The organism is Pseudomonas sp. P4_B3 (assembly GCF_056402295.1).
The window spans coordinates 1-25,559 of record NZ_JBFUHR010000026.1 but is presented as its reverse complement, the minus strand read 5'-3'; the positions used below and the strand labels follow the sequence as shown (position 1 = coordinate 25,559).

The 25,559-nt window shown below is 62.2% G+C and carries 20 protein-coding genes; 3 read left to right on the top strand and 17 right to left on the bottom strand.

Features of this window, described 5'->3' with window-relative positions:
* From AC1DWG_RS25845 to AC1DWG_RS25835, 3 genes are read left to right on the top strand one after another with little or no spacing between them, the layout of a single operon-like run.
* Positions 1–1,419, top strand: a complete 1,419-nt coding sequence (locus AC1DWG_RS25845; RefSeq protein ID WP_477764225.1) for an oligosaccharide flippase family protein — start codon at positions 1–3, stop codon at positions 1,417–1,419.
* A gap of 30 nt (positions 1,420–1,449) precedes the next feature.
* Positions 1,450–2,502 (top strand): UDP-glucose 4-epimerase GalE, encoded by a 1,053-nt coding sequence (gene galE, locus AC1DWG_RS25840; RefSeq protein WP_477788527.1) that lies wholly within the window; start codon positions 1,450–1,452, stop codon positions 2,500–2,502.
* Between the two features lie 39 nt (positions 2,503–2,541).
* Positions 2,542–4,017, top strand: coding sequence for a family 16 glycosylhydrolase (locus tag AC1DWG_RS25835; protein ID WP_477788526.1), 1,476 nt, complete (start codon positions 2,542–2,544; stop codon positions 4,015–4,017).
* Positions 4,018–4,067: 50 nt separating this feature from the next.
* Here the strand turns inward: AC1DWG_RS25835 and AC1DWG_RS25830 are convergent, their stop codons facing one another.
* From AC1DWG_RS25830 to AC1DWG_RS25750, 17 genes are all read right to left on the bottom strand, one after another.
* Positions 4,068–5,678, bottom strand: coding sequence for a mechanosensitive ion channel family protein (locus tag AC1DWG_RS25830; RefSeq protein ID WP_477764222.1), 1,611 nt, complete (start codon positions 5,676–5,678; stop codon positions 4,068–4,070).
* 256 nt (positions 5,679–5,934) lie between these two features.
* Positions 5,935–6,390 carry a hypothetical protein gene (locus AC1DWG_RS25825; RefSeq protein WP_477753776.1) on the bottom strand — a complete coding sequence of 152 codons (456 nt, stop codon included), beginning with the start codon at positions 6,388–6,390 and terminating at the stop codon, positions 5,935–5,937.
* Between the two features lie 274 nt (positions 6,391–6,664).
* Positions 6,665–7,027 (bottom strand): DUF6124 family protein, encoded by a 363-nt coding sequence (locus AC1DWG_RS25820; RefSeq protein ID WP_477764221.1) that lies wholly within the window; start codon positions 7,025–7,027, stop codon positions 6,665–6,667.
* 488 nt (positions 7,028–7,515) lie between these two features.
* Positions 7,516–8,217, bottom strand: coding sequence for an NAD(P)H-dependent oxidoreductase (locus AC1DWG_RS25815; RefSeq protein ID WP_477764220.1), 702 nt, complete (start codon positions 8,215–8,217; stop codon positions 7,516–7,518).
* A gap of 87 nt (positions 8,218–8,304) precedes the next feature.
* A complete protein-coding gene (locus tag AC1DWG_RS25810) occupies positions 8,305–9,711 on the bottom strand; it encodes an aldehyde dehydrogenase family protein (protein WP_477788525.1) in 1,407 nt (468 codons plus the stop codon).
* A complete protein-coding gene (locus AC1DWG_RS25805; protein WP_477788524.1) occupies positions 9,704–10,894 on the bottom strand; it encodes a pyridoxal phosphate-dependent aminotransferase in 1,191 nt (396 codons plus the stop codon). Before AC1DWG_RS25805 ends, AC1DWG_RS25810 begins: the two co-directional genes overlap by 8 nt.
* Before the next feature lie 24 nt (positions 10,895–10,918).
* Positions 10,919–12,526, bottom strand: a complete 1,608-nt coding sequence (locus AC1DWG_RS25800; protein ID WP_477764277.1) for a 5-guanidino-2-oxopentanoate decarboxylase — start codon at positions 12,524–12,526, stop codon at positions 10,919–10,921.
* 10 nt (positions 12,527–12,536) lie between these two features.
* Positions 12,537–14,636, bottom strand: coding sequence for an acetate--CoA ligase family protein (locus AC1DWG_RS25795; RefSeq protein ID WP_477788523.1), 2,100 nt, complete (start codon positions 14,634–14,636; stop codon positions 12,537–12,539).
* Positions 14,637–14,654: 18 nt separating this feature from the next.
* Entirely contained in the window at positions 14,655–15,815 is a 1,161-nt protein-coding gene (locus AC1DWG_RS25790; protein ID WP_477788522.1) for an acyl-CoA dehydrogenase family protein, read from the bottom strand.
* A gap of 40 nt (positions 15,816–15,855) precedes the next feature.
* On the bottom strand, positions 15,856–16,647 hold the full coding sequence (locus AC1DWG_RS25785; protein WP_477788521.1) for an enoyl-CoA hydratase/isomerase family protein: 792 nt from the start codon (positions 16,645–16,647) through the stop codon (positions 15,856–15,858).
* Between the two features lie 356 nt (positions 16,648–17,003).
* Positions 17,004–18,428 (bottom strand): amino acid permease, encoded by a 1,425-nt coding sequence (locus tag AC1DWG_RS25780; RefSeq protein WP_477788520.1) that lies wholly within the window; start codon positions 18,426–18,428, stop codon positions 17,004–17,006.
* Positions 18,429–18,636: 208 nt separating this feature from the next.
* On the bottom strand, positions 18,637–20,892 hold the full coding sequence (locus AC1DWG_RS25775) for an ATP-binding protein (RefSeq protein WP_477788519.1): 2,256 nt from the start codon (positions 20,890–20,892) through the stop codon (positions 18,637–18,639).
* Positions 20,889–21,662, bottom strand: a complete 774-nt coding sequence (locus AC1DWG_RS25770; RefSeq protein WP_477788518.1) for a substrate-binding periplasmic protein — start codon at positions 21,660–21,662, stop codon at positions 20,889–20,891. The genes AC1DWG_RS25775 and AC1DWG_RS25770 overlap by 4 nt, the downstream gene beginning before the upstream one ends.
* Before the next feature lie 5 nt (positions 21,663–21,667).
* Positions 21,668–22,384 carry a response regulator gene (locus AC1DWG_RS25765; protein ID WP_477764212.1) on the bottom strand — a complete coding sequence of 239 codons (717 nt, stop codon included), beginning with the start codon at positions 22,382–22,384 and terminating at the stop codon, positions 21,668–21,670.
* A gap of 92 nt (positions 22,385–22,476) precedes the next feature.
* Positions 22,477–23,124, bottom strand: coding sequence for a TetR family transcriptional regulator C-terminal domain-containing protein (locus AC1DWG_RS25760; protein ID WP_477764211.1), 648 nt, complete (start codon positions 23,122–23,124; stop codon positions 22,477–22,479).
* Positions 23,125–23,366: 242 nt separating this feature from the next.
* The gene (locus tag AC1DWG_RS25755) at positions 23,367–24,155 is read right to left on the bottom strand and encodes a class II aldolase/adducin family protein (protein ID WP_477788517.1); all 789 of its coding nucleotides are present in this window, start codon (positions 24,153–24,155) and stop codon (positions 23,367–23,369) included.
* Positions 24,156–24,230: 75 nt separating this feature from the next.
* Positions 24,231–25,280, bottom strand: coding sequence for an ABC transporter substrate-binding protein (locus AC1DWG_RS25750; RefSeq protein ID WP_477764209.1), 1,050 nt, complete (start codon positions 25,278–25,280; stop codon positions 24,231–24,233).
* Positions 25,281–25,559 lie beyond the last annotated feature (279 nt).

The window sequence follows — 25,559 nt, the reverse complement described above, 5'->3', positions numbered from 1 at the left end:
ATGGCCAACCAGCGTCTGGTTACCCTGATCTGGATCTTCACCGAGAAATTCGGCCTGATTTTCCTGTCGATGATCACCTTTGTCGTCTACGCGAGGCTGCTCACGCCCACGGAGCTGGGCGTGGGCACGGTGATCATCGCGATTGTCGAAATGGTCGGACTGCTTTATTCGTCGGTACTGGAAGACCCGCTGGTACGGGCCGAGCGCCTGGAAGACAAGCACATCAGCACGGCGTTCTGGTTTGCCGTGCTGATCAGCCTCGTGTCCATCGGCGTCATCTCCCTGGCGGCCATGTTGTACACGCCCTCGCCGGCACTGCAATGGATGATGGCGGTGGCCTCGGTAAAGATTCTGTTCACCATGATAGCGCGTGTGTATGTCGTGGAAATGCGCCGCACCAGCAACTTCAAGAGGCTGGCGTCGCGTACGTTGCTGGGGAAAATCGTCGGCGGCGTCGGCGGGATTGTCGTGGCGCTCTGGGGGTTCGGCCCGTGGGCGGTGATCGCCCAGGCGCTGATCATGGAGTTTGTCTGCGTCGTGGTGCTGATGAACGGGGACCGGCGGCGCATCGCTTTGTACATTGACGGGCCTTTCCTGCGGGAACTGCTCAAGACCGGAACCCCGGTGGCGATCAATGCGCTGAGCGCACAAACCCTGCAACGTGGCGTCAACGTGGTGCTGGGCATGACCGCCGGGGCCCATGCGGTGGGCATGTTCAACCTGGCCATGCGCATCATCGATCTGCCGCGCTCGGCGATCTACAACGGACTGATGAGCTATGCCTTGCCGGTGTTCGCCCGGCGCAGCAGCGACCCGCCGCGACTGATCGGGATCATCAGCGACTCGACGGTGATCAGCGGTTTTCTGCTCACGCCGTTTTTCCTGGGGATTGCGCTGACGGCCGAGGATATCGTCCTGTTGATCTTCGGCGCCAAATGGGCCGACGCCATTCCCATGCTGCAAGTGCTGGCGATCACCGCAGCCATCGGCAACCTTGCCATGTACGCCACCACGGCGCTGGTGGCGGTCAACCACACCCGCGTCACCCTCAAGGCCGAGGTGAGCACCGCCCTGCTCGCCCTCGGGCTGGTTTATATGCTGGGCCCGACCTGCGGCGGCATGGGCGCTGCACTGGCCTTGCTGGTGCGCATGCTGCTCATCACGCCGTTGCAAATTCGCGGACTGAACACCGCCATCGGTTACGGCTGGGGCGTGTTCATCGAGTCCGGTTACCGCAGCGTGATCGCCTCGCTGGTCATGGCGGTTGTGGTGCTGACCGCTTCTGCGCACCTGGCCTTGCAAGGCGTCTTGCACCTGGCCTGCAACATCGCCATCGGTGCCCTGACCTATGCGCTGGCCTATAGCGTGTTGCACCCGCGCTGGCCGCAGGAATTCAAGTTGGTTTTCACCGCTCGCTGACCCTGACTTCTTGAAACAGGAACGCCCAAAATGCCTAAAACCACGCTGATCACGGGCGGGGCCGGCTACATAGGCTCCCACACCGCGTTGACCCTCATCGACGCCGGCCAACATGTGCTGGTGCTGGATAACCTGTGCAACAGTTGCCACGAGTCCATCGAGCGCCTGGAACACCTGGCCCATGCCCGGGTCCGCTTCATTGAAGGCGACATCCGCGATACGGCCTTGCTCGAAAGCCTCTTCAGCCAATACGAAATTGACGCGGTGGTGCATTTTGCCGGCCTCAAGTCCGTGGCCAACAGCGTGTGTCATCCCCTGGAGTATTACGCCAACAACGTAGTGGGCACCCTTAACCTGTGTGAGGTCATGGCGCGCTTCAATGTGTTCAAACTGGTGTTCAGTTCCTCGGCGACGGTCTACGGCGAACCGGCGCACACGCCCATCGTCGAGGCTTCGGGCACCGGCATTCCGGCCAGCCCTTATGGGCGCTCAAAGCTCATGGTCGAGCAGTTGCTCACTGACCTTGCCCTCTCCGAACCGCGCTGGAGCATCGCCCTGTTGCGCTACTTCAACCCGATTGGCGCCCACCAAAGCGGCCTGATCGGCGAAGACCCCAACGGTCGGCCGAATAACCTGTTGCCCTGCCTGACCCAAGTGGCGATTGGCCGAATCCCCGAGCTGACGGTGTTTGGCAATGACTACCCCACCGTCGACGGCACCTGCGTGCGGGACTACATCCACGTGGTCGACCTCGCCGAAGGGCATCTCAAGGCATTGCAGGTGCTGCACGGTGCTGGCGGCATTCACATCTGGAACCTCGGCACCGGGATCGGCTATAGCGTGCTGCAGATGATCCACAGTTTCGAAGACGTCACCGGCGTCAGCATTCCGTTCCAGATCGCCCCGCGCCGGGCCGGCGATATTGCGCAGTGCTGGGCCGATGCCAGCAAGGCCCGGCACGAACTGGGCTGGTGCGCCCGGCGTGACCTCGCGCAGATGATCCAGGACAGCTGGCGTTGGCAATCGAGCAATCCCTACGGCTACCGCCCCGCTGTCGAGTTGTCGGCCGCCTTTGCCAAGTGACCGGCGCGTCACTCCTCCGCGCTCTTTCAGGGGGCTCACATGCTCAGGGAATGCTGGCTGGTTTTGCTGCTGGCCGCGATGGCCTGTTGTGCCCAGGCGACGCCCGCGCGTCCGGTGACCGATGGCCTGGTCCTGTGGCTGGACGGCGCCGATCAGTCAACGATGTCCCTCGACCGGCAAAACCGGGTCCTGCGCTGGCACGACAAGTCGGGCAAGTCCAACCATGCGAGCGTCGACAACCCGAACGCCACGTCACTGCCGCTGCGCGTCGACAACGCGCTCAACGGCAACGCCGTGGTGCGTTTCAGTGGCGTTTCGGCATTCGTCGGCAAACAAATTCGTGTGGCAAAGGGCCCGGCCACGGTGTTTCTGGTGTCCCGCCGGCTGCCCGAACAGGCCGGCGGCGACACCTGGCAGCGCCAGTTCAGCTCGCGCCCGCGGCTTGCCGATAACGACAACGTGACGCCGAACTTTGCACTCAGCGTTGAAAAGAGCACAGCCTTCGCGCCAACCCTGGATTTTCTGGAACTCCATGATGTGCCCATCGGCCCCTATGCCGTGGCGCGCAACGTGGTGGGTACCACCGAAGTCTTGCGTGGCGACATCGCTGAAGTGCTGGTTTACGACCGCCCGCTGATCACCCAGAAAGAGCGCCGGGAGGTGTTCGAATACCTGGCGAACAAATGGGCGGTGACCATCCCCGGCCAAGCGAATGTCTGGACCCGGGCGGGCCCACTGGGCCCCGTGCCTCAGCAAACCCATGCCAGCCTGCCGCTGTCGGATCAGGCCAATGCCGGGCGTTGGGTGCTGGACGCGCAACTGTCCGACGACTTCAACGGCAACACCCTTGACCGTGATCGCTGGCACGTCAACAACGCCACGGGCAGCGACTCGCTGGGGCGCAAACCGGCCCTGTTCATGCCGGAAAATGCCAGCGTCGACAACGGCAATCTCGAAATCGTGTTCCGCAAGCAAACCTTGCCGCAGAAGTACACGAAACTGGGCTTCAAGGATTACAGCTCGGCGATGGTGCATACCAATGAGCGGAGGTTGTACGGTTACTACGAGGCCCGGGCCAAACCGATGAATTCCGCCGGTTCCAGCGCATTCTGGCTGGCCTGGACGGGGCTGCCCGAAAACGCCACCGAAATCGATATCTTCGAAATCGGCGGCAAAACCGGAAGCGGCGCTTTCGACCGACTGTACAACATGAACGCCCATGTATGGGCCACGCCGCAAAGCAGCGAACATCTGGCCAATGGCAGCACCTGGACCGCGCCCTGGCGCTTGGCCAGCACCTTTCATGTCTACGGGTTCGACTGGCAACCCGACACCCTGCGCTGGTACGTCGATGGCGTGCTGGTCAGGGAATCGAAAAACACCCACTGGCACTTCCCGATGCAAGTCGTGTTTGACAGTGAGGCCTTCTGGAAATGGTTCGGCGTCGTGGACGACGCTGACCTGCCCTCCACCTTCACAATCGATTACTTAAAGGTATGGCACCGAGGCCAGTAACCGGCGCTGATGCGTGCCTTTGCTCCCGCAGTACGCCCTTCCAGGCGGAATCAGGATTCCTTCGATTCTTGCACAGGAGCCGGGTACCACTTGTCCCTGGGCACCCACTTTTCCTGTTGCGGATCGCCCAGGTAGTGCGGCGACATGATCTGCACGCCGTACTCGTTGAATACATCCTGGATGTTGGCGTGCAGCATGCTCAGCAGCACCGCTCGCGGCCGAGGCTGGCTGGGAATGGCCTGGGCCACCAGCCGGTATTCCGGGTAGAAGTCCGACAATGCTGTCTGGAACACCTGGGCCGGCGGCACTTCGAGAATCCCCGGCGTGCGTTTTGCGGCCTCCAGCAACATCGCCTCCACCTGCCGCCACGGCGTGTCGTAGCCGATGGTCACGACGGTGTCGACCACGTAGCCAGGGCCTTGCACTACACGCGAGTAGTTCTTGGTGACGGTACCGGTGATCATCGAATTGGGCAGGGTCAGCACCTCGCCCAGGCCGGTGCGAATGCTGGTGGTAAACATGCCCAGTTCGGTAACCGTGCCTTCGTAGTCGCCAATGCGCACAAATTCGCCGGGGCGCAGGGTACGGGTGTAGGTCAGGATCAACCCCGCCGCCGCCTGGCCCACCACGCTGGTGGCGCCCAGGGAAATCATCAGGCCGATCAGCACCGACAAGCCTTTGAATGCATCGGTGCCAGCACCCGGCAGGTACGGATAGGCCATGGCCAGAGCAAACAGCCAGATCGCCAGGGACGTCAGGCGTTGGGTCGGTTGCAGGGTTTCATGGTTCAGCCAGCTGACGGTTCCCGGTGCAGCCATGCGCCGCAGTATCCGCCGCATGAACGCGGTTGCGCCGCGGGCGATAAAGAAGATCGCCAGCGCCACGCCCAGCCCGGGTATGGCACCGACGATCCCTTGCAGCAGATAGCCGCCGAGTTCCAACAGATAGTTATTCAGGCTTTCGCCCCAGGGACGGGTATAGGGAAAGCGTGACAGGACAAAGCCCAGCCACTCGTACGTAAACAGCGCGACGACGATCCAGCGCACCAGCTCCAGCAGGCGGCTGACCAAGGGATACAGGTAATTGGCGTCGACCAGCGGAACTTTTCCGACTTTCAGGGCCTGGGTGTGCCGATGCATCAGTTCGGGCAGTTTCTTCAGCACTCTGCGCCGCAAAAACATCATGCCGTACAGCAGAGCGATGTAAATGCCGGTGGCGAGCAACGCGGCGACTACGGAACGCAGGATCAATTGCAGGCTACGGGCTTCCCGGGTTTCGGCCACGACCTGGCGCAGCCTGTCAGCCGCGGCTTCCGCGGCCTGCTGTACCGAATCGTATTCGGTCTCGTCGAAGTCCTTGGGCGAAACGATAAAGGCGCGCCGGCTACCCAGCAGCACCATGTAGCTTTTCATGATCGGGTCGAGGGTGACATTGAGGTCGTCGGCCTCGTCCAGCGCCTCACTGATCACCACTTTTGCCCGTTTGACCCGCGACGCTGGGGCTTCACCGAGGAGGGTCGCGCGAAATACCATGATGCTGCGGTTGGCCACTTTCAATTCGACGGGAGCATCAACCGCTTTAGGTGCATCCTCGGCCCACAGTTGCACCGACCAAAACATCCCGAAAACAGTAACCATTACAGCGAGCAGCCTGCTCCGCATGTGTCGGATCCTTACGTCACAAAATTCAGATCGAGGGTACGTATCGCAGCGTAGTTCACCGATGAACGGTTGTCAGATTAGAGCTACAGGCAGTTTCCTTATCCGCCTGCTTCCTTGAAACAGCGAGCTCGGGGATCCTGTAGGAGCGAGCTTGCTCGCGATAAACCGGAGAGCACCGCGGGGCACCTGCCAACCAGCGTTATCGTTGACGACCATCGCGAGCAAGCTCGCTCCTACAGTGTGTTCCGTACCTGACTCAAGGGTTGACCTGATAACCCTTGCCCTGCAAACAGCTGCTGTAGGCCGACGCGGTATTCGTCTGGGTGGTTTTCGCATCCGCCCGGCGTTCCTGGCGTTGACGTGAACCACCGACCACAGCGCCGGCCGCTGCCGTCGACTTGGCGCGGTTCTGGCGATAGTCCTGCTTCGTGTCATCGTCGACGCGGTCATAAGCCTCGTCATGCTGATTGCCGCGTACCTGGGCAGCCGTTGCGCCGGCGGCAGCCCCCACAGCGGCACCCTTGACCCTCCCGCCGGAAGGCGTGGAAGCCGTCGAGGCGCTTTGGCTGGCGGCGATGCTGTTGCATTCGTTGATGTCGGCCTGGGTTTGTTGCGAACTTTGCCCTTTCATCGGCACCACCGATTGCGCCCATCCCGGGGCACTGAGAACCGACAAGGCAAGGCACAGACTGATGGGTGACAACCTTTTCATGATGACCTCCGACAGGCTTGCCACAACGGGCAAGCCTTTGGGTCGACTGGCGGCGGCAAGCGACGCCATGCGTCGCCTGCCGATCGGGTGGAGCAACTGAAAAGTGTAGTTCAATGGCTCCGCTGAGAAGGACTTCCAAACAAGCGGTGGGTGTTGTGTAGGAGTGAGCCTGCTCGCGATAGCGGCGTGTCAGACAAAATAGACGTCGACTGACACACCGCTTTCGCTGGCAAGCCAGCTCCTACAGGTCTATCGGTGATCTGGAGATTTGTGGTTATTCAGGCGGATCGAGTTGATCCAGCGCCCGGTTCACCGCCAGTTCGCCGAGCATGATCACCTGCGCAATGCCGAGCAGCGCATTGCGGCTGGTTCCTTCCAGATGATCCACCAGATCGGTGGCCATGACATTGGCCGACGCCAGCGATTCACAGGCATGCACCAGCAAGGTCTCGATATTGAGTTCGGGATTGACGATGAACATGGAACTGGGTTTACGCGGCGTGGCCATGATGCCGGGACCGGGGTTGAGGTAATGATCGAGGGCGCGCTCTGCGGCTTCGTGGAGTTTTTGGGAGTCGAGGGTTTCGTACGGGGATGTCGGATCGGTGTCTGGGGGATTGGGTGTGACTTTGAACATAGTGAAACTCCAATACTTATTAAGTTGGAGCCATCACTTTCGCTACCAAACGAAGGGTGGTGGCCATGCACAGGTTGGTAGACCGGAGTACTGGAGCCGGCGCCTCCGAAGAGACCCTGCGCATGACCACCATAAAAAGCAGAAACCAAAATGAGCATCTGCATGATGTGTCGTTGCGCGCCAGACTCCGGGCTACCAAACCCGATCGCTGTTGTTTTCCAGCGACCGGCCTACGATAGAACCCGCCCCCAAGACGCACAAGCCGGCGGATTCTGGCGTAGCTGTAGGCAATGACGCAAGCCGTTGTAGCTTGCGGGAAGTAACGCTGACAGCCGTTAAACAACCCATAAACACCCCCGATTCAGACAGCCCATACAATCCCCTGTAGGAGCTGGCTTGCCAGCGAAGGCAGTGTGTCAGGCAAACACTTGTTGGCTGAAGGACCGCTTTCGCTGGCAAGCCAGCTCCTACAAGGTTCGGGGTGTTGATCAGGTCAGTGGATAGAGCTTGTCATCAAACTGCGCCAACTTCGGAAACACCAACGGCTGATCATCACTCAGATGCTGCAGCCGCTGGCCGTAATCAACCAGAAATTGCTGGCGCGCTTCGTCGCTGATGTACGGCACATGCCAGGCCACGAACGGTTCCAGCACATCGAACCCGACGTAAGCCAGGGTGCCACGCAGGATCGGCCGCAGCATGTCCTCTAGCGGGCCATGAATCGCGCCTTCGCCGAACATGTGTTCGCGCCCGCCCAGGGTCACGGTCACCAGTGCCTTCTTCCCAGCCAATCCGCCCTGATCGTAAAAGCGTTTGCCGCCGTAGCAGATGCCGGACACCAGCACCCGGTCGATCCAGCCCTTGAGCATCGCCGGGGCAGAGAACCAGAAGATCGGGAAGTTGAGGATCAGCAGGTCGGCCCACAGCAGTTTGTCCAGTTCGGCCTGGATGTCCGGCGCCAGCGACTGGCTCTTCACGCCCAGGCGTTGTTCCAGGGCATAGACCAGGTACTCGGGGTTTTCCCGATTCGAGAAGTCTGCGTCACTGGCCACCGGGTTCCAGTTCATTTTGTACAGGTCGCTGACCTGCACCTCGTGGCCCTGGGCTTCGAGGGTGGCGACAGCCTGGTCCCGCAGGGCGGCGGTGAAGGATTGCGGTTCCGGGTGAGCGTGGACGATCAGTACTTTCATGGTGGTTCCTTAGACTTTTTCCGGCGTATCGGTTGAAGGTGTGGAGTCGCAACATCGTGGGTGATGAACAGTTTGAGTCGCCAACCGTCACACCTGGATCGCCTTCACTTCGACGAACTCGTTCAGCCCCTCCTCACCCCATTCGCGACCGTTACCCGACTGTTTGTAGCCACCGAACGGCGCCTGATAATTGAACGCCGCACCGTTGAGGAAGCACTGACCGGCGCGCATCTGCCGTCCCAGGTGCAAGGCGCGCTCGGAACTGCCGGCCCAGACGCCACTGGACAAGCCGAACGGCGAGTCGTTGGCGATCTGGATCGCTTGCGCCTCATCGGTGTAGGGAATCAGGCACAGCACGGGGCCGAAGATTTCTTCCTGGGCAATGCGCATGCGGTTGTCGACATCGGCGAACAGCGTCGGGCTGACATGGAAGCCGCGCCCCGGCATGTCACCGCCGCACAGCAGGCGAGCGCCTTCCTGCTGGCCAACCTTGATGTAGTCGAGCACGGTGCGTTTTTGCCCGGCCGAACACATCGGGCCGAGGAAGCTTTGCGGGTCGAGGGGATCGCCCATGCGCAGGCTCAGGGTTTGCGCCAGCGCCACTTCCACAGCCTCGGCGTAGCGGCTGGCCGGCAGCAGCATGCGGGTCAACGCGGTGCAGGTCTGGCCGGAATTGATCATCACGTCCTGCACGCCGTAGCGCACGGCCGCTGCCAGATCCGCATCCTCGGCGATCAGCAGCGGCGACTTGCCGCCCAGTTCCAGGCACACGCGCTTGACCGAAGGTGCCGCCGCTTGCGCAACCCGAACCCCGGCGCCGGTGGATCCGGTGAACGACACCATGTCCACGTCCGGGTGCTTGGCCAGCGCTTCGCCGACTTTCGAGCCCGGACCGCTGACCAGGTTGAACACCCCGGCTGGCAGGCCGATGTCCTCGATCATTTGCGCCAACAGGAAGGCATGCAGCGGAGTTTCCTGGCTCGGTTTGACCACCACGGTGCAACCGGCGGCCAGTGCCGGGGCCAGTTTGCCGATCAATTGGTGCAGCGGGTAATTCCACGGGTTGATGAACGCGCAGACACCCACGGCCTCGCGGATCACCAGCGAATTGCCGACTTCACGCACCTCGTCCATGAGATGAGCCAGTTCGACGTATTGCTCAAGGCCAGTGATCGGCCCATCGACCTGCACCGAACGGCACCATTGCACCGGCATGCCCAGCTCCATGGTGATGACCGAGGCCATCTCATCGGCACGCTTGCGCAGTTGATCGGCCAGTGCACGGATATAGCCCGCACGCACGCTGGACGGCGTGCGCGACCATGAATCGAAGGCCCGGCGTGCAGCCGCCACGGCGTTTTCGACATCGAGTTCATCACCCAGCGGCACGCTGCCGCACACTTGCCCGGTGGCCGGGTTGATCACCTCGGCGATGCCCTGCCCCGAAGGTTTCTGCCAGCGACCCTCAATAAACAACGCCTTGTGGTTAAGCATATAGCTGAGCCTCCATCAGTTCTTGAGCACAACGGGCAATGCGCTGGCAGGCATCGCGCAGCGGTTCGGCGCCGACCACCAGACCGAGGCGAATATGCCCCGCCGCGCTCGGACCAAAGGCCTCGCCAGCCAGTACCGACACGCCGTGGCGATCCAGCAGACGGTCGGCAAACGCCTGGGCGCTGAGCCCGGTCTGGCGGATATCGAGCATCACGAACATGCCGCCATCGGGTTTCAACGCCCGCACACCGGGGCAATCGGCCAGGCTGTCGCACACCAGGTCGCGGCGCTGGCGATACGCTTCGCGCATGGCTTCGAGCTCTGGCAGGTTGCTTTCCAGGGCCACCACGGCGGCGTCCTGAATGAAATCCGGCGAGCCGTAGAGCATGCACAACGCGAGGTTTTCCAGGTGCGCGGCCAGGGATGGCGGCGCCACCACCCAGCCGACGCGCCAGCCGGTCATGGCGTGGGATTTCGACAGGCTGTTGAGGGTCGCGGTGCGCTCGGCCATGCCCGGCAGGCTCGCCGGGCTGACGTGCTCGCCGTCGAACAGCAGTTCGCTGTAGACCTCATCGGAAATCAGCCACAGGTCGTGGCCGATGCACAGTTCAGCCAAAGCAGCCCAGGTGCTGCGCGGCAGACTCGCGCCTGACGGGTTGTGCGGGCTGTTCAGTGCCAAGGCACGGGTACGCGCAGTGATGCGCGCGGCGACATCTTCTGGCAACACGCGAAAACCGTTTTCCGAGCGCACCGGCACCGGCACCACCACGGCACCGCAAGCACCGAACACCGCTTCGTAGGTGACGTACATCGGTTCGGCGACGATCACCTCGTCACCGGGATTGAGCACGCATTGGGCCACGCTGAACAGCGCACATTGCGCCCCGGCCAGCACGGTGACCTGATCGGCCGAAACGGATTGGCCGCTGCGCTGCTGATGACGTTTGGCGATGGCTTCACGCAGGGCACGCTTGCCGCGCACCTCGGCGTAGTGAGTGTTGCCGCTCAGCAGGCTGTCGATGGCGCCCTGCACGATAGGCTGTGGCGTGTCGAAATCCGGATCGCCCACGGACAACAGCAGAATGTCTTCACCCTGCTCGCGCAGTGCCAAGGCGCGGTAGTGAATGTCCCACGCGGCGGCGCCGTCGCCGGCGATACGTTGAGTCAGATCGGAAAAGCGCATGGCTTCATCCCCTTGAAATGCAGATCAATGCGCACAGGCATGTTTGAGTTCGATCAGGGTCACGCCGTTACGCTTGAAGCCGTGGCGCAGGTCGGTCTGCAACTCGGCCAGGCTTTGCGGCTGAGTCACGGTGCAGCCGAAGGCACGAGCGAGGGCGGCGAAATCCGGGTTGCGTGGCAGCACGCCGATGGGCTCGATGTCGAGGCCCAGCATGTCGTCGCGAATCTGCCCCAGCGCGTCGTTGTTCCACAGCAGCACCACCAGCGGGCTGTCCAGTTCTTCAACAGCCGTGGCCAGTTCCTGGGCGGTGTAGAGGAAACCACCGTCGCCCACCAGCACCAGGCCCGGCCGCTGCGGCGCGCCGAACTTGGCGCCGATCCCGGCCGGCAGGCCATAACCCAAGGTGCCGTAGCCGGTGGGGTGCAGCCAACTGCGGATCGCCAGGCTGTCGAAGGCGTAGTTGCCGGTGTAGGCCAGTTGGGTCATGTCGGTGCTGATGAACGCGTTGTCCGGCAGCTCCGTGGCGATACGGTCGAGAATCGATTGATGAATGGACTGCAACGGTCCATGGCTGGCCTTGACCGCTTCGCGCAGGGCGACAACCGAGGCAATGGCGGCGCCAGCGTCGCGCACGTCGGTGGGCAAACGCTCAAGCAACCCACTGAGGGTTTGTTGTGCATCGCCATGCAACGCCACCGCGCACGGGTAGAAGTCGTTGAACTTGCGCGGGTCGATGTCGACGCGCAGCAGCTCGGCATTGAGCGGCAGGCGTTCACGCCAGTAGTCGGTGTCGGCCATTTCGGTGCCGACCGCCAGCACCACGTCGGCCTCGGCGATGAGGTTCCAGCCCGGCTCCACACACAGGGATGAGCCGGCGTTGAGTGGCGCATCCGGCGGCAGCAAGCCCTTGCCGGCGACGCTGGTGAACAGCGGCGCAGCGAGTCGGGTGCTGATGTCCTGTAGCTGCGAAGTGGCATTGAGCGCACCACCACCGGCGATGATCATCGGCCGCTTGGCAGCCTTCAGTTTGGCCACAGCTTGATCGATGGCGGTAACGGATGCCGGGCCACGACCCGGACGACGCACTACGTCGTTGCTCCAGTCGCGAGCGATCGGCGCTGACAACACGTCCAGCGGCACCGAGATGTGCACCGGGCGCGGGCGCTCGCTGTCGAACACCGCGTAGGCACGGGCGATCAGTTCCGGCAGATCTTCGGCGGTCAGCGCCACTGCGGAGAACGCAGTAATCGGCGCGGTCATCGCACGCTGGTCCTGACATTCGTGCAGGCTGCCCCAGCCCTTGCCAAGGCTGGCGCTGTGGTTGACGCTGGAAATCACCAGCATCGGAATCGAGTCAGCGTAAGCCTGGCCAATGCCGGTGGCGGCGTTGGTCACGCCGGGGCCGGTGATGACGAAGCACACGCCGGGTTTGCCGCTGACCCGGGCATAGCCGTCGGCCATGAAGCTGGCGCCCTGCTCATGACGGGTCAATACGTGGCGGATGCCGCTGCCGGGCAAGCCGCGATACAGCTCCAGGGTGTGTACGCCGGGGATGCCGAACACGGTATCGACGCCGTAGTTGGCCAACAGACGCACCAGGGCCTGGCCACCGGTCAAGGATTTGCTTTGCATATTCATGTCCTCACTCGTGGCCGAGGCGAATCAACGCATCGACCGCAGTCGTGCCTTGGGCACCGACCAACAATGGGTTCACATCGAGTTCCAGCAGGTGTGCGGAGCTCTCGCAGGCGTAATCGGCCACGGCGCGGATCGCGGTCACCAAGGCGTCCAGGTCAGCAGACTCGCGTCCACGGAAACCTTGCAGCAACGGCGCGCTGCGCAGGCTGAGCAAGGCGTTGCGGATCGCGCCGTCGGTGGTCGGCAGCAACAGGCTGCGACTGTCCTTGAGCAACTCCACTAGAATGCCGCCGGCACCGATCACCAGCGCGAGGCCGAAATCGTTTTCGCGTTTGATGCCGACGATCAGTTCAGCCAGTGGCGGTTTGGCCATGGGCTCGAGCAATAGTTGATCGAACACTACGCCCGGGGCGTAGGCGGCAATGCTGGCGCGCATCTTCTCCAGTGCAGCGCTCAATGCCGCGCCGTCCTTGAGGTTCAGCGCCACGGCACCGGCCTCGGTCTTGTGTGGCAGTTGAGCACTGACCGCTTTGAGTACCAGCGGATAGCCCAGGGTTTCGGCGTCTTTCAGTGCCTTGTCCGGGGTGCTCAATACGCCGTTGGGCGTCGGCAAGCCAAAGGCTTTCAACGCCTGCTTGGAATCCCATTCATTGAGCAAACGCCCCTCGCCTTCCAGCGCTTGCGGGCACAGCGTGACCAGTGCCGACTCGCCCACAGCCAACAAAGTCTTGCGGTTGCGCTGATAACCGGCGATGCGGCCCCACGCGGCCAACCCGTCTTCAACGCCCTGCAAGGCCGCGACGCCTTGGGCGTGCAGACGCTCACGGGCATGGGCCGGCAACAGCTCGGGGAAGGCCGAGGTGACAAAACCGGTCTTGCCGTGGCGTTGCAGTGCCGCGCAGTACAACTCCAGCAGCAGGTCGCATTCCTTGCGCTCGCCGGTGAACTCCGACGGGTAGTCGAGCACCAGCATCGCCGCGTCGGCTTCGGTGCGCAGCGCACTGTCGAGCATGCGGTTCAAGGCTTCGCCGTCGCCCCAGATCGCCGTGGTGAAATCCAGCGGGTTGACCAGGTTGGCGTAGCTCGGCAGCACTTGCGCGAGTTCGCCGACCTGTCCTTGATCGAGTTTCGGCAGGCCCAGGTCGTTGCGTTCGGCGTAGTCGGCAATCAACCCGGCGTCGCCACCGGAGCAGGCCAGCGCGATCAGGCTGTTGCCCGCCGGCAGATTGCCGCAAGCCGCGGCTTTGAGGGTTTCGACAAAACTCACCGGGCCGCTGACGCGGATCACCCCGAGACGGTCGAACAACGCGTCGTACAGCGCATCGGAACCGGACAGCGAACTGGTGTGACTCAAGGCCAGTTCGGCGCCGATCTGCGACACGCCGGTTTTCAGGGCAATGATCGGGACGCCCTTCTCCAGTGCCTTGTGCGCGGCGCGGGCAAAACCCGGCACGTTCTTCAGGCCTTCCAGATGCAGGCCGATGGCGGTGACGCGCGGCTCGTCGAGCAACACGTCCATCAGTTCAGCGACACCCAGTTGCGCCTGATTGCCGACCGAGGCCATGTAGGCCACCGGCAGCGAACGGTCGCTCATGGACAGGTTGTAGGCGAAGTTGCCGCTCTGGGTCAGCACCGCCACGCCCTTCTCCACTGCCTTGCCGCCATGGGCCACCGGCCACAGCGCAGAGCTGTGCAGGTAGTCGAGCAGGCCGTAGCAGTTGGGGCCGAGCAAGGCCATGTCGCCAGCGGCCTTTAGCAGTCGCTGTTGCAGGGCCTGGCCTTCGGCGCCGGTTTCGGCGAAGCCCGAGGCGTAGCAGATCGCGCCGCCCGCGCCGATGGCGGTCAGTTCTGCGACGCAGGTCAGGGTCAGTTCGCGGTTGGTGGCAATGAAGACAGCATCCGGTCCACAGGGCAGATCAGCAATATTGCGCACACACGGCACACCTTCAAGGCTGTCGTGTTGCGGGTTGACCAGCCACATCTGCCCTTGGTAGCCACCCTCGGCACAGCGCTTGAGGGCGCGGGCCATATTGCGGCCGCCGACGAACGCCACGTGTTGCGGCGCGAGCATGCGTTTGAGGTTGTCACGAATGGTTTGGGACATGGGAATTCTCCGGGCCGATCAGCGCAACAGCGGCCGCAGCAGCTCGCGGGAAATGATGTGGCGCTGGATTTCCGAGGTGCCTTCCCAGATCCGTTCGATCCGCGCGTTGCGCCAGATGCGCTCCACCGGTCCTTCGTCCATCAGGCCCATGCCGCCGAAAATCTGCACCGCTTCATCGACGGCACGACCGAGCACTTCACTGGCGAACAGCTTGGCCATGCCGGCCTCGCCATCGGTCATGGTGCCCTGGTCCATTTTCCACGCGGTGTGCAGGGTCAGCAGTTCGGCGGCACGGATTTGCGTGGCCATGTCCGCGAGCTTGAACGACACGCCCTGGTAGGTGCCGATCGGCTGGCCGAATTGCTTGCGGTCCGCCGCCCATTGCAAGGACACGTCCAGTGCGCGCTGGGCCTGACCGACGCAGTTGGCCGCGACCATCACGCGCCCGGCGGTCAGCCAGGCGTTGGCCACGTCCCAACCCTTGCCGACTTCGCCCAGCACTTTGCTGGCCGGCACGCGGCAGTCGTCGAAGAACATTTCGAAGGTGTGATAACCCCGGTTGCTCACGCACTTCGGTCCACGGCGGATGGTCATGCCCGGGGTGTTGCGGTCGACCAGGAACGAGGTCACGGCGTTACGCTTTTTGCCGTTGTGTTCGTAGGTGTCGGTCACGGCGAAGACGATGGCGAAATCGGCATGCCCGGCGTGGCTGATGAAGTGCTTGCTGCCATTGAGAATGAAGTCGTCGCCTTCACGCACGGCGCGGGTCTTGATCGCGTTGGCGTCGGAGCCGGCACCCGGCTCGGTCAGGGCAAAGCAGTCGATCTTTTCACCTTGGATGCACGGCAACAGGTAGTCGTTGATCTGGTCGCCGGTGCAGGCCATGAGGATTTTCGACGGCCGCGCGACAAACACGTGCAGCGCCCAGGACACCTTGGACAGCTCACGTTCGATCAGCGCCTGGGACAGGTAGTCCAGGCCGCCACCGCCCACTTCTTCGGGCATGTTGAAGGCGTAGAAACCGGCGGCGATCGCCTTGCCGCGAATCTGTGCCGCCAGTTCCGGGGAGACCTCGTCGGCGCGGTCGACCTGCTCTTCATAGGGCAGCAGTTCCTTCTCAACGAAGCTGCGTACCGAGTCCACCAACATTTCTTGTTCTTGGGTCAGTTGGAAATTCATGCTGCTACCTGTTGTTCGTGTTCTGGGAGATGGAGAGGAATCAACGGCCGATGAAGCGTGCCGGGCGTTTTTCCATGGCGGCACGCAGGGCTTCGTTGCCGTCTTCACTGCGACCGCAGAGCAGGCCGGCGGCGAGTTCGGCTTGCAGCTGTTCCGGCAGGCTGCGTTCGGCGCCTTCGCGCATGAGTTTTTTGGTCTGGGCGAAGGCAAAGGTCGGGCCGGCGGCCAGGCGTGCGGCCAGTTCGTTGGTGACGGTCAGCAGTTGCTCGTCAGCGCAGACTTCGCTGACCAGTCCGGCGGCCAGGGCACGGTCGGCGCCCCACAATTCGTCGAGAAACAGCAGGCGCTTGGCCTGCTCGCTGCCGATCAATCGCGGTAGGTGCCAACTGGCGCCAGCATCCGGCGAATACGCCATGCTGGTGTAGCCGGCCTTGAAACGTGCCGATTGCCCGGCGATGCGCAGGTCGCAGCACAGGGTCAGGTCCATCCCGGCGCCGACGGCGGTGCCGTTGATGGCGGCGATGGTCGGTTTTTCCAGGCTGTGCAGGCGGGTCATCAAGGCATGGGCGGTTTCGGTCCAGCCGTAGGTTTCCAGGGCGCCCCGGGCTTCGGCATCGGCCCATTCATCGAGGTCGGCGCCGGCGCAGAAGCTGCGGCCACTGCCCGTCAATACCACCACGCGCACCGCCGGATCGGCATTGAAAGCGTCGAGCAAGCCGTGCAGGTTTTTCAGCGTCGGAATGTCCAGCGCATTGCGCTGGTCAGTGCGATTGAGGGTGATCCAGGCAACGCCTGCTTCGACCTGGCTGAGCAGCGACGATTGTGTGGTCATGGGAATCCTCGAATTATTGTGATGGGTCTGAGGTGATGCGACCTGAGGCCATACTAAACGAGTGTTCAGTAAGGCGGCAATTGGTGGGGGAATGGGCTGTAACAAGCCAATGAAATCGCTAAAGCATTGTTTTTATTAGATTATTTATCGATTGCGTTGAATGGGTCGCTGGCGCTGTTACAACTTCGAACAACTGCTGACAGCAGACAGGTCGCAAATCTTTTGCCCACCACAAAACCAATGTAGGAGCGAGCCTGCTCGCGATGAGGGAATCACATTCAACATCTCTGTTGGCTGATCAACCGCTATCGCGAGCAGGCTCGCTCCTACAGGGGGGATGTGTCTATTTTGAGGGATCAGGCAGTCGGCAAGCTCGGCGCCAATACACCCTGACGCTTGCGATGGATCAGGAAGTACGCGCCATAGCACAGCGCAATGAAGCCAAAGCCCCAATACAGCGACGGACGCTGGGTTTCATCCAGGGCCAGGAACACGAACAGCGAGCAGCACAGCGTGATGCACATCAGCGGCAATACCGGGAACCACGGTGCGCGGTACTTCAGGTCGCTGAGTTTGCCGCCGTCACGCAGATACGCCTTGCGGAACTTGTACTGCGCCAGCGCGATGACAATCCAGGTCACGGTGCCGGCCATGCCGCTCACCGCCATCAACACCATGAACAAGGTGTCGGCGGCGACGAAGCTGGTCATCAGCGACACCAGCGCGAAGCACAAGGTGATGCTCAAGGCGCGCAGCGGCACGCCACGCTTGCTCAGCGGTGAAAGACTTTTCGGCGCCATGCCGGTTTTCGACATCGCCCACAGAATGCGCGTCGAGGCATACAGGCCGGAGTTGCCCACCGACAGGATCGCCGTGAGGATCACGAAGTTCATCAGGTCGGCGGCGTAGGGAATGCCGACCATGTCGAACACCTGCACGAACGGGCTTTCCATCAGGCCCGCTTGCTGCCACGGCACAATGGCCGACAGCACGATGATCGCCAGCACGTAGAAAATCAGCACGCGGAACACCACGTTGCGTACGGCGCGGGGAATGCTTTTTTCCGGTTGATCGGTTTCACCGGCGGCCACGCCCATGATCTCGCAACCCTGGAACGCGTAGACCACGGTCATCATCACCGCGAACACCGCCGACAGGCCGTTGGGGAACAACGAATCGCCGATCAGGTTGGTCGCCATCGGTGCCGGTGCGCCGCTGCTCAGGGGCATCACGCCGAAGATCACCAGTACGCCGACCACGATGAAACCGAGAATCGCCGCGACCTTGATCCCCGAGAACCAGTATTCCGCCTCACCGAAAGCGCGGGTGGCCATGGCATTGATGCCGAACAGCACCACCACGAACAGCGCCGACCAGTACCAGATCGGCACCGTCGGGAACCAGCGGGTCATCAGCATGCCGGCGGCGGTGAACTCCAGGCCCACAGTGGTGGCCCAACTCATCCAGTACACCCAGCCGATCATGAACCCGGTGGCCGGGCCAATGTATTTAGTGGCGTGGGTCTGGAACGAACCGGACACCGGCATCTGTACCGACAGTTCGCCCAGGCAGACCATCACCAGGTACATCAGGAAACCCGCGACCAGGTAAGCCAGAATCGCCCCCACCGGGCCGCCCTGATTGATGGTCACACCGGAGCCCATGAACAACCCGGTGCCGATGACGCCGCCCAGCGACAGCATGAAGATGTGACGGCTCTTGAGGGCACGGGTCAGCTGGATGTCTTTATGATCAGTGCTGCGATCAGTATTTTCGTTCATGTCGGCACCTCAGCAGTCAATGAGGTGTGCAGCGCGCGACAGGACGTCACGGCGCAGGGAGGGATCAGCTTTACGGCAATTCATTATTATTATCTCCAATAAGCTTCGAAGACCGCGCTGCGGCGGTTACGTCGATTATTGGAAAGCCATGTAAGTTCGCGTTGACCGTAAAGATCGAAGTTGTACAAAGTCGTAACAAACTTGTACGTCAGCTCTGCAACAGGCCTTTGAGGGTATCGAGCGAGTGCTGCAATTGCTCATCCAGCACCGGGCTCAGGCGCTGGATCGCCGATTCATCGTTTGCCAGCGCCAAGGTCTCCAGCGCCCTCAAGGTGCTGGCCAAGGCCCGAAAACCCAGGGAGTCGCAGCTACCGGCCAGGCGGTGAGCCAATTGCGCAACCTCAGTGCAGTCGTCGGCGGCCATGGCTTCATGCAGCGCGTCGCGGTGCTGCAGGATCGAGTCACGCAGCAGCGCCAGCAGACTCTGGACCTTTTGCTCGCCGAGCAGGCTGCGATGGGTCTGCAACAGCGGCCAGTCCATTGCCTCATCGATCAGCAGCGACTCGGCCACAGGCGCATGCCCTTCCAGCACCTGGCGCAGGTTTTCCAGCTTCAAGGGCTTGGCCAGGACACCGTTCATGCCGGCCTCCAGATAACCGCGCACCAGCGCCGGCTGCACGCTGGCGGTCAGGGCGAAGATGCGGGTGTGGCGATTCGGCCCGTCGCTGTTGCGGATCTGCCGGCACAACTCGACCCCGCTGATGCCCGGCAGATGCACGTCCAGCAGCAGCAGATCGAAAACCCGCGCCGCGCAGTGTTCCAGCGCCTGTTCTGCCTCTTCGGCCAGCCATACCCGGTGACCGTCCCGCTGCAGCAAACCCTTGGCCACTTCGCGGTTGAGCACCACGTCTTCGACCACCAGGATGTTCAGTGCCGGCCCCACCGCCCGCACCGGTTCCGCCTCAACCACGCCGCTGGCCGGCTGCAAGGACAGCTCGAACCAGAAACAACTGCCGCGCCCCACTTCACTGTCCACACCGATGCAACCGCCCATCTGCTCCACCAGATGTTTGCAGATCGCCAATCCCAGCCCGGTGCCGCCAAAGCGTTGCGCGACTTCTTCGCTGGCCTGGGTGAAACGCTCGAAAATCTTCGCCTGCATCAAAGGGGCAATGCCGATGCCGTCGTCCGTGACACTGACCCGCAGCCGCTGCCCCGCCTGTTTGCCGGTTCCGCTGAGAAGCGCCACCTCGACGCTGACTGCGCCGCCTTCGGTGAACTTGATCGCGTTGGCCAGCAGGTTGCTCAGCACCTGCCGCAGGAACTGCTCGGCACCGTGGTGATACTCGGCAATGCGCTGATCGACCCGGCAACTCAGGATCGTATCGTTGTTCAGCGCGCGCGGTTCCAACAGTGTCAGTACCTCATCGAGTAACTGGCGCAGCGAGAAATCCACCGGCTCGGGATGGCTGACGCCCTCCTCCAGCTTGGCGAAATACAGCACTTCATTGAGGATCGTCAGCAAGCCTTCGCCGGCCTTGTGCAAGGCATCCAGGCGTTTGCCGTCCTGGGCATCCAGACGCGCGCCGCGCAGCAATTCGGCCATGCCGAGAATGCCATTGAGGGGCGTGCGCAGTTCGTGGCTCATGGTCGCCAGGAACCGCGACTTGGCGAGGTTGGCCGCTTCCGCCTCGTCTTTGGCGCGCATCAGGCTGGCGGTGCGGCGCTCGACCATTTTCAGCAGCTCGTCACGGTTGTCCTGCAGGGCCAGGCGATCGGTTTCCCGGCGCTCGATGTCCCGCAGAATCGCCCGGCGCATATCATCCAGCGCATGGGCCACGGTGTCGATTTCGTCGCTGCCACGACGCTTGTCCAGGTGCAGGGGTTCGTGCCATTCACCGGCGGCGATGCGCCGGGCAAACTCGGCCATGACTTTCAGGTGCCGGGTCACCAGTCGATAAAACAGACCCGACAAGGCAACGGCCAGACCGCAGAGGAACACCGCCATCCACAACAGGCTGGTCAAACCGGTGGCGTAGAGACGCTGGTACACCGCCCCCAGATCGGTACTGACCTCCAGTTCGCCAAGGTTGCGCAAGGGGCCGGACGGCGGCTGATAGTCCAGGGCAAAGCGCTCGATGCGCAGCGGTCCCGTGGGGTGCGGATTACCCTGTACCAGGTCGAAATCGGCGCTGGTCAAGTGCACCCGCGCCACGTCGGAGAAGTCCACCAGCCCGCGCAATTGCACGTTCAGCTGTTCCTGGTTCAAATCCCAGAGGCTGCGTTCCAGGCTGGCCAGGTAGCCGGCGCGGATCAGTTCCATGCGCGAATCGATGTCGCGCATTTCCCGTCGATACTCGATGTACAGTTGCACGCTGCTGGCCAGCACGGTGAAGCACAGGCTGAACAACAGAATGAACAGCAACAGGCGCCGCAACAGTCCACCGGGACGGGCACGAATCATTGCGCATCTGCCGGCAGATTGATCATGTCACGGTAGGTCACTTCGCTTTCGTTGAGCCAGCGTTCGATGTCGCCGGCATCGACCATGCGCTGCAACTGCGCATTGATCTCGGGCATGCGCTGGGCCAAGGGTGAGCGCCGCGACACGGCGACGCGCAGATAGTCCACGCTCAAGGCCTTGGGCAAGGCAATGATGTCCTGGCCGCCGGGCAGGTTTTCCACATACAACTGGCCGGTGCGCCGCTCCTGGGTGATGAAGTCGATACGCCCGCGAATCAGCTTGCCGAAGTTCTGGTGGCTGTCGGAAACCCATTCGATATTGTTGTTGTGCGCAACCATGCGATCGAACTCCACACCGTAGCTCTCGCCGAACAACAGGCCGCCACGGTAATGGGCCAGATCGTCCAGTTGTTCGAATGTAACCGGGTGTTGGTGGTTGATGAACAGCGCCACTTCTTCACGCAAGACCGGCACCGTCGAGAACAGCATGCTCTGTTCGCGTTGCGCGGTGCTGTAGGCCAGCACCACATCGACCCGGCCTTCAGCGGCGTCCAGCAGGCAGCGTTTCCAGTTGCCCAGCACGACCATCTCGACCTCATACCCCAACTGGCCGAACAGGCTTTTCACCACGCTCGGCGCCAGGCCGCGCACCTGCTTGCCGTCGCTCCAGGAGATCGGCGGGTACACCGGGTAATCGCAATAGCGAACCTTCTCCGCCGCGACGGCATGGCCGGCCACCAGCATCGCCAGCAGGCAAAGCCATCGCGCCATCAGGTTCAGGCTGCCACGCCAGCGGTGAACAGGTAACCGGCGCCATGGATGGTGATGATCAACTGCGGTTCGGCCGGATCGTCGTGCAACTTGCGGCGCAAGCGCCCGACCAGCACGTCAATGGAGCGGTCGTTGGGCACCCATTCGCGGTTGCGGATCTGGTCCATCAACTGATCGCGGCTGAGGGTGTGGCCGCTGTTGCGCAGGAACACGCTGAGCAATTGGTATTCGCCATGGGTCAGCAGGGTTTCGCTGCCGGACGCATCGATCAGGCGACGGCGGTCGGTGTCCAGTGACCAGTCGGCGAATTGCTTGACCGGTTTGGCCACCGCGACGGCAGGTGCTGGCGTTTGCGCATGACGTACCCGGCGAATCAGGTTTTTCGCCCGGGACACCAGCTCCCTTGGATTGAGGGGTTTGATCACGTAGTCATCGGCGCCGCATTCGAGACCGACGATGCGGTCGATTTCGTCGTTGCGCCCGGTGATCAGGATGATCCCGACTTCCGAACGCACCCGCAGCTCGCGGGTCAGGGTCAGGCCGTCCTTGCCCGGCAGGCGGATGTCGAGCATCACCAGGTCCACGGCCTGGCCGGCGAGGAAGGTTTCCGCCAGTTCCGCCGTGGCGGCGCAATGGACGTCGTAGCCTTCCTGGGACAGGTAGGCGTGCAACAGATCGCGAATCAGCGGATCGTCATCGACGATCAATACCCGAGGAGTCATCGCTTGGTGTCCGGCTCAGGCCCGAGGGCCAGTTTCTTATTAGAGTGTTTTCCCGCTTCGGCGCCAGAGAGTATCCAGTACTGAACGACTGATCAACAGTCGCTCGTCTGCACGCAAAAGCGCTGACGGCCGCCGGCCTGCAACCCGTCGACCCAAGCCTCGCAAATCTGGATGCCCTGCTCCGGGGTGAAGGTGCCAGGGTTCAGCCCGGACTCCAGCCACAAGCCGTCGAGCAACGCGCTGAGGCTGATGGCGGCGAGGTCGGCGTCGAAGTTTTCCCAGCCCTCCTCCCGGGCCAGTTCCGCCAGCACCTTGCGCAGGACGCCGCGATACTCGCCATAGGAATGATCGTGGGCCTGGTTGATGGCCTCGGCGGTTTTCACCGCGCCCCAGAACGCCAGCCAGGCATCGAGCAGTTGCGGATCGAGCAGTTCGGCGGAAAACGACCCGCGGAAAAACGCCGACAAGCGCTCCCGGGCATTCGGCGCGGCTTGCTCCATGGCGTCGCGCAGCAAGGTCATGACCCGCCCGGTGATCGCCATGTAGGCCTCGGCCACCAGTTCATCCTTGCCGGAATAGTGATGGCTGATCAGCCCCACCGAGACCCCGGCCTCGGCGGATATCTTGCGGATCGACGCGCCCTGGAAGCCATGACGCTTGAGGCACACCAGCGTTGCCTCGATCAGGTTGGCTTTGCGCAACTCCGGTTCCATGCGGGAAAAACGGGCTTCCTGGTTCATCGGCGACACGCTCCTTGGTTGAATCGTTCAGGCTCGCGTTGTGCGCGCAAGCTGAACGACTGTACAGCAAGAGCGGACCATTTCTCCAGTCAGTTGCCAGACTGATAGACCGTGGTGCCCCCATCGCGAGCAGGCTCACTCCTACAGTATTTGTGTAGTTCGCAGATTTTGCGTACACCCTCTTCTCCTGTAGGAGCGAGCCTGCTCGCGATGACGTCAGCCCAGACAGCCGAGGTCTCAGATCAGTCCCGATACCCCGTCGCCACTCGATCCAGCATTCGCAACAACGCCGCCCAGGCCAGTTGCATGGCATCCGGATCACTCAACTCCCCATCCTCCAACGGTCGCCCCGGCTCATTGAACTGCCGTTCGGTATGCGCGCAGACCTCGTGCGACGGCAGCACTACTTCCCCGGCAGCCTGCGCGGCCAACTGAATCTCACAAGCCTTTTCAAGGTAATACATGCGCAAAAACGCCTGGCTCACGGTCTCGCCGACGGTCAGCAAACCGTGGTTGCGCAGCATCAGTACCGATTTGTCCCCCATGTCCGCCACCAGCCGTTGTTGCTCACTGAGGTCCAGCGCCACACCCTCGTAGTCGTGGTAGGCAACACGGCCATAGAACTCCATGGAAATCTGGTTCACCGGCAACAACCCGCACTTCAACGCCGCCACCGCGCACCCGGATTTGGTATGGGTGTGCAGCACGCATTGCGCATCTTCACGGGCGCCATGAATGGCACTGTGGATCACGAAACCGGCCGGGTTCACCGGGTACGACGACGACTCCACGGCATGACCATCGAGGTCGATCTTCACCAGATTCGACGCAGTGATTTCATCGAACATCAACCCGTAAGGGTTGATCAGAAAGTGATGCTCCGGCCCCGGAATGCGCACCGAGATGTGAGTGAAGATCAAATCGGTCATGCGAAAGTGCGCAATTAAACGGTAACAGGCCGCCAGCTCCTCGCGCAGGCGCTGCTCGGTGGCGTTGCGTTCAGGGGCCAGGTAGCTGGCGATGTTGTTCATGGTTGTGGTTCTCCAGGCTGATCGGCTGGGGCAGACGGTAAGGCTGGACGCTTGGACACGTCCAGCCATCCGCGTTTATTTGCTGGCCCAGGCGTTGAAGCGCTCTTCCAGTTCTTCGCCATGATCGACCCAGAAACCGACATTCATCGACAGTGCGCCCTTGAGGTTCTGCGGCGCGGTGGGCACCCATTGCGCCAGTTTATCGTCCAGCCGTGCGGCGGCCTGGGTGTTGGTCGGGCCGTAGGGAATCTGCTGCACGTAGTTGACCTGGGCGTCCGGCTGGTTGGCGAAGGCGATAAAGCGCTTGGCCTGATCCACATGCCTGGAGCCTTTGATGATCGCCCAGTAGTCCATGCCGTACAGGCTGCCGGGCCAGACCAGCCCGAGGTGGCTGCCTTTCTGCGCGGCGTCGGCGATGCGTCCGCTGTAGGTCGAGGTCATCACAACATCGCCGGCGGTCAGCCATTGCGGCGGTTGCGCGCCGGCCTCCCACCACTGGATGTAAGGCTTGAGTTCAGTGAGTTTGGCAAATGCCCGGTCCACGCCCTGTGGGGTGCCGAGCACCTTGTAGACGTCTTCGGTCTTGACCCCGTCCGCCAGCAAGGCGAATTCCAGGTTGTACACCGCGCGTTTACGCAGCCCACGCTTGCCGGGGGTTTTCTTCACGTCCCAAAAGTCTGCCCACGAGGTCGGGGCCTGGGCCAGTTTGTCGGTGTCGTAGGCAATCGCCACGCTCCACACCAGCGCGGCGGAACCGCATTCCTGCGCCGCTTCGGGGATCAACTGGTCGGCGTGGCCCAGGCGGGTCCAGTCCAGCCGCTCGTACATGCCTTCCTCGCAGCCGCGCATCAGGTCCGGGCCTTCGATCTGCACTACGTCCCAGTCGACGTTGCCGGTGTCGACCATCACTTTGATCCTGGCCATCTCGCCGTTGTATTCGCTCTGGATCACCTTGCTTTGATCCACGGCGGCGAACGGTTGGAAGAACGCCACGTCCTGGGCTTTTTGTCCGGCTCCGCCGTATCCGACCACCACCATGTCCGATGCTGCCTGAGCGCTGCCCAGGCCCATGGCCACGGACAACACCAAGGGATAAAAACCGTGCTTGAGCGTGTGCGACTTCATCAGTGGTTCCTCTTGCAGGTGCCACGGGACCCAAGGCCCATGCAGCCCTTTTTTATTGTTGTGAGGTTCGGCCCGGGAGCGGGCTCGAGACGAAATTACTGCAAGACGCAGTAAAAAAACAAGTTGATTTTTTACTGAAGGTAAATTTCTATAGGCCAATAATAACAACCGAAAACCTAATGCCTCTGTAGGAGCGAGCTTGCTCGCGATGGACCTGAGGGCGACGCGTTCATCCAGACAACACGCGTTATCGTTAACGTCCATCGCGAGCAAGCTCGC

What these genes read in the sequence shown, in the direction of transcription:
- AC1DWG_RS25845 (WP_477764225.1), top strand. Translation starts at nt 1, where the DNA reads ATGGCCAACCAGCGTCTGGTTACCCTGATCTGGATCTTCACCGAGAAA.
- galE (WP_477788527.1), top strand. Translation starts at nt 1,450, where the DNA reads ATGCCTAAAACCACGCTGATCACGGGCGGGGCCGGCTACATAGGCTCC.
- AC1DWG_RS25835 (WP_477788526.1), top strand. Translation starts at nt 2,542, where the DNA reads ATGCTCAGGGAATGCTGGCTGGTTTTGCTGCTGGCCGCGATGGCCTGT.
- AC1DWG_RS25830 (WP_477764222.1), bottom strand. Translation starts at nt 5,678, where the DNA reads ATGCGGAGCAGGCTGCTCGCTGTAATGGTTACTGTTTTCGGGATGTTT.
- AC1DWG_RS25825 (WP_477753776.1), bottom strand. Translation starts at nt 6,390, where the DNA reads ATGAAAAGGTTGTCACCCATCAGTCTGTGCCTTGCCTTGTCGGTTCTC.
- AC1DWG_RS25820 (WP_477764221.1), bottom strand. Translation starts at nt 7,027, where the DNA reads ATGTTCAAAGTCACACCCAATCCCCCAGACACCGATCCGACATCCCCG.
- AC1DWG_RS25815 (WP_477764220.1), bottom strand. Translation starts at nt 8,217, where the DNA reads ATGAAAGTACTGATCGTCCACGCTCACCCGGAACCGCAATCCTTCACC.
- AC1DWG_RS25810 (WP_477788525.1), bottom strand. Translation starts at nt 9,711, where the DNA reads ATGCTTAACCACAAGGCGTTGTTTATTGAGGGTCGCTGGCAGAAACCT.
- AC1DWG_RS25805 (WP_477788524.1), bottom strand. Translation starts at nt 10,894, where the DNA reads ATGCGCTTTTCCGATCTGACTCAACGTATCGCCGGCGACGGCGCCGCC.
- AC1DWG_RS25800 (WP_477764277.1), bottom strand. Translation starts at nt 12,526, where the DNA reads ATGCAAAGCAAATCCTTGACCGGTGGCCAGGCCCTGGTGCGTCTGTTG.
- AC1DWG_RS25795 (WP_477788523.1), bottom strand. Translation starts at nt 14,636, where the DNA reads ATGTCCCAAACCATTCGTGACAACCTCAAACGCATGCTCGCGCCGCAA.
- AC1DWG_RS25790 (WP_477788522.1), bottom strand. Translation starts at nt 15,815, where the DNA reads ATGAATTTCCAACTGACCCAAGAACAAGAAATGTTGGTGGACTCGGTA.
- AC1DWG_RS25785 (WP_477788521.1), bottom strand. Translation starts at nt 16,647, where the DNA reads ATGACCACACAATCGTCGCTGCTCAGCCAGGTCGAAGCAGGCGTTGCC.
- AC1DWG_RS25780 (WP_477788520.1), bottom strand. Translation starts at nt 18,428, where the DNA reads ATGAACGAAAATACTGATCGCAGCACTGATCATAAAGACATCCAGCTG.
- AC1DWG_RS25775 (WP_477788519.1), bottom strand. Translation starts at nt 20,892, where the DNA reads ATGATTCGTGCCCGTCCCGGTGGACTGTTGCGGCGCCTGTTGCTGTTC.
- AC1DWG_RS25770 (WP_477788518.1), bottom strand. Translation starts at nt 21,662, where the DNA reads ATGGCGCGATGGCTTTGCCTGCTGGCGATGCTGGTGGCCGGCCATGCC.
- AC1DWG_RS25765 (WP_477764212.1), bottom strand. Translation starts at nt 22,384, where the DNA reads ATGACTCCTCGGGTATTGATCGTCGATGACGATCCGCTGATTCGCGAT.
- AC1DWG_RS25760 (WP_477764211.1), bottom strand. Translation starts at nt 23,124, where the DNA reads ATGAACCAGGAAGCCCGTTTTTCCCGCATGGAACCGGAGTTGCGCAAA.
- AC1DWG_RS25755 (WP_477788517.1), bottom strand. Translation starts at nt 24,155, where the DNA reads ATGAACAACATCGCCAGCTACCTGGCCCCTGAACGCAACGCCACCGAG.
- AC1DWG_RS25750 (WP_477764209.1), bottom strand. Translation starts at nt 25,280, where the DNA reads ATGAAGTCGCACACGCTCAAGCACGGTTTTTATCCCTTGGTGTTGTCC.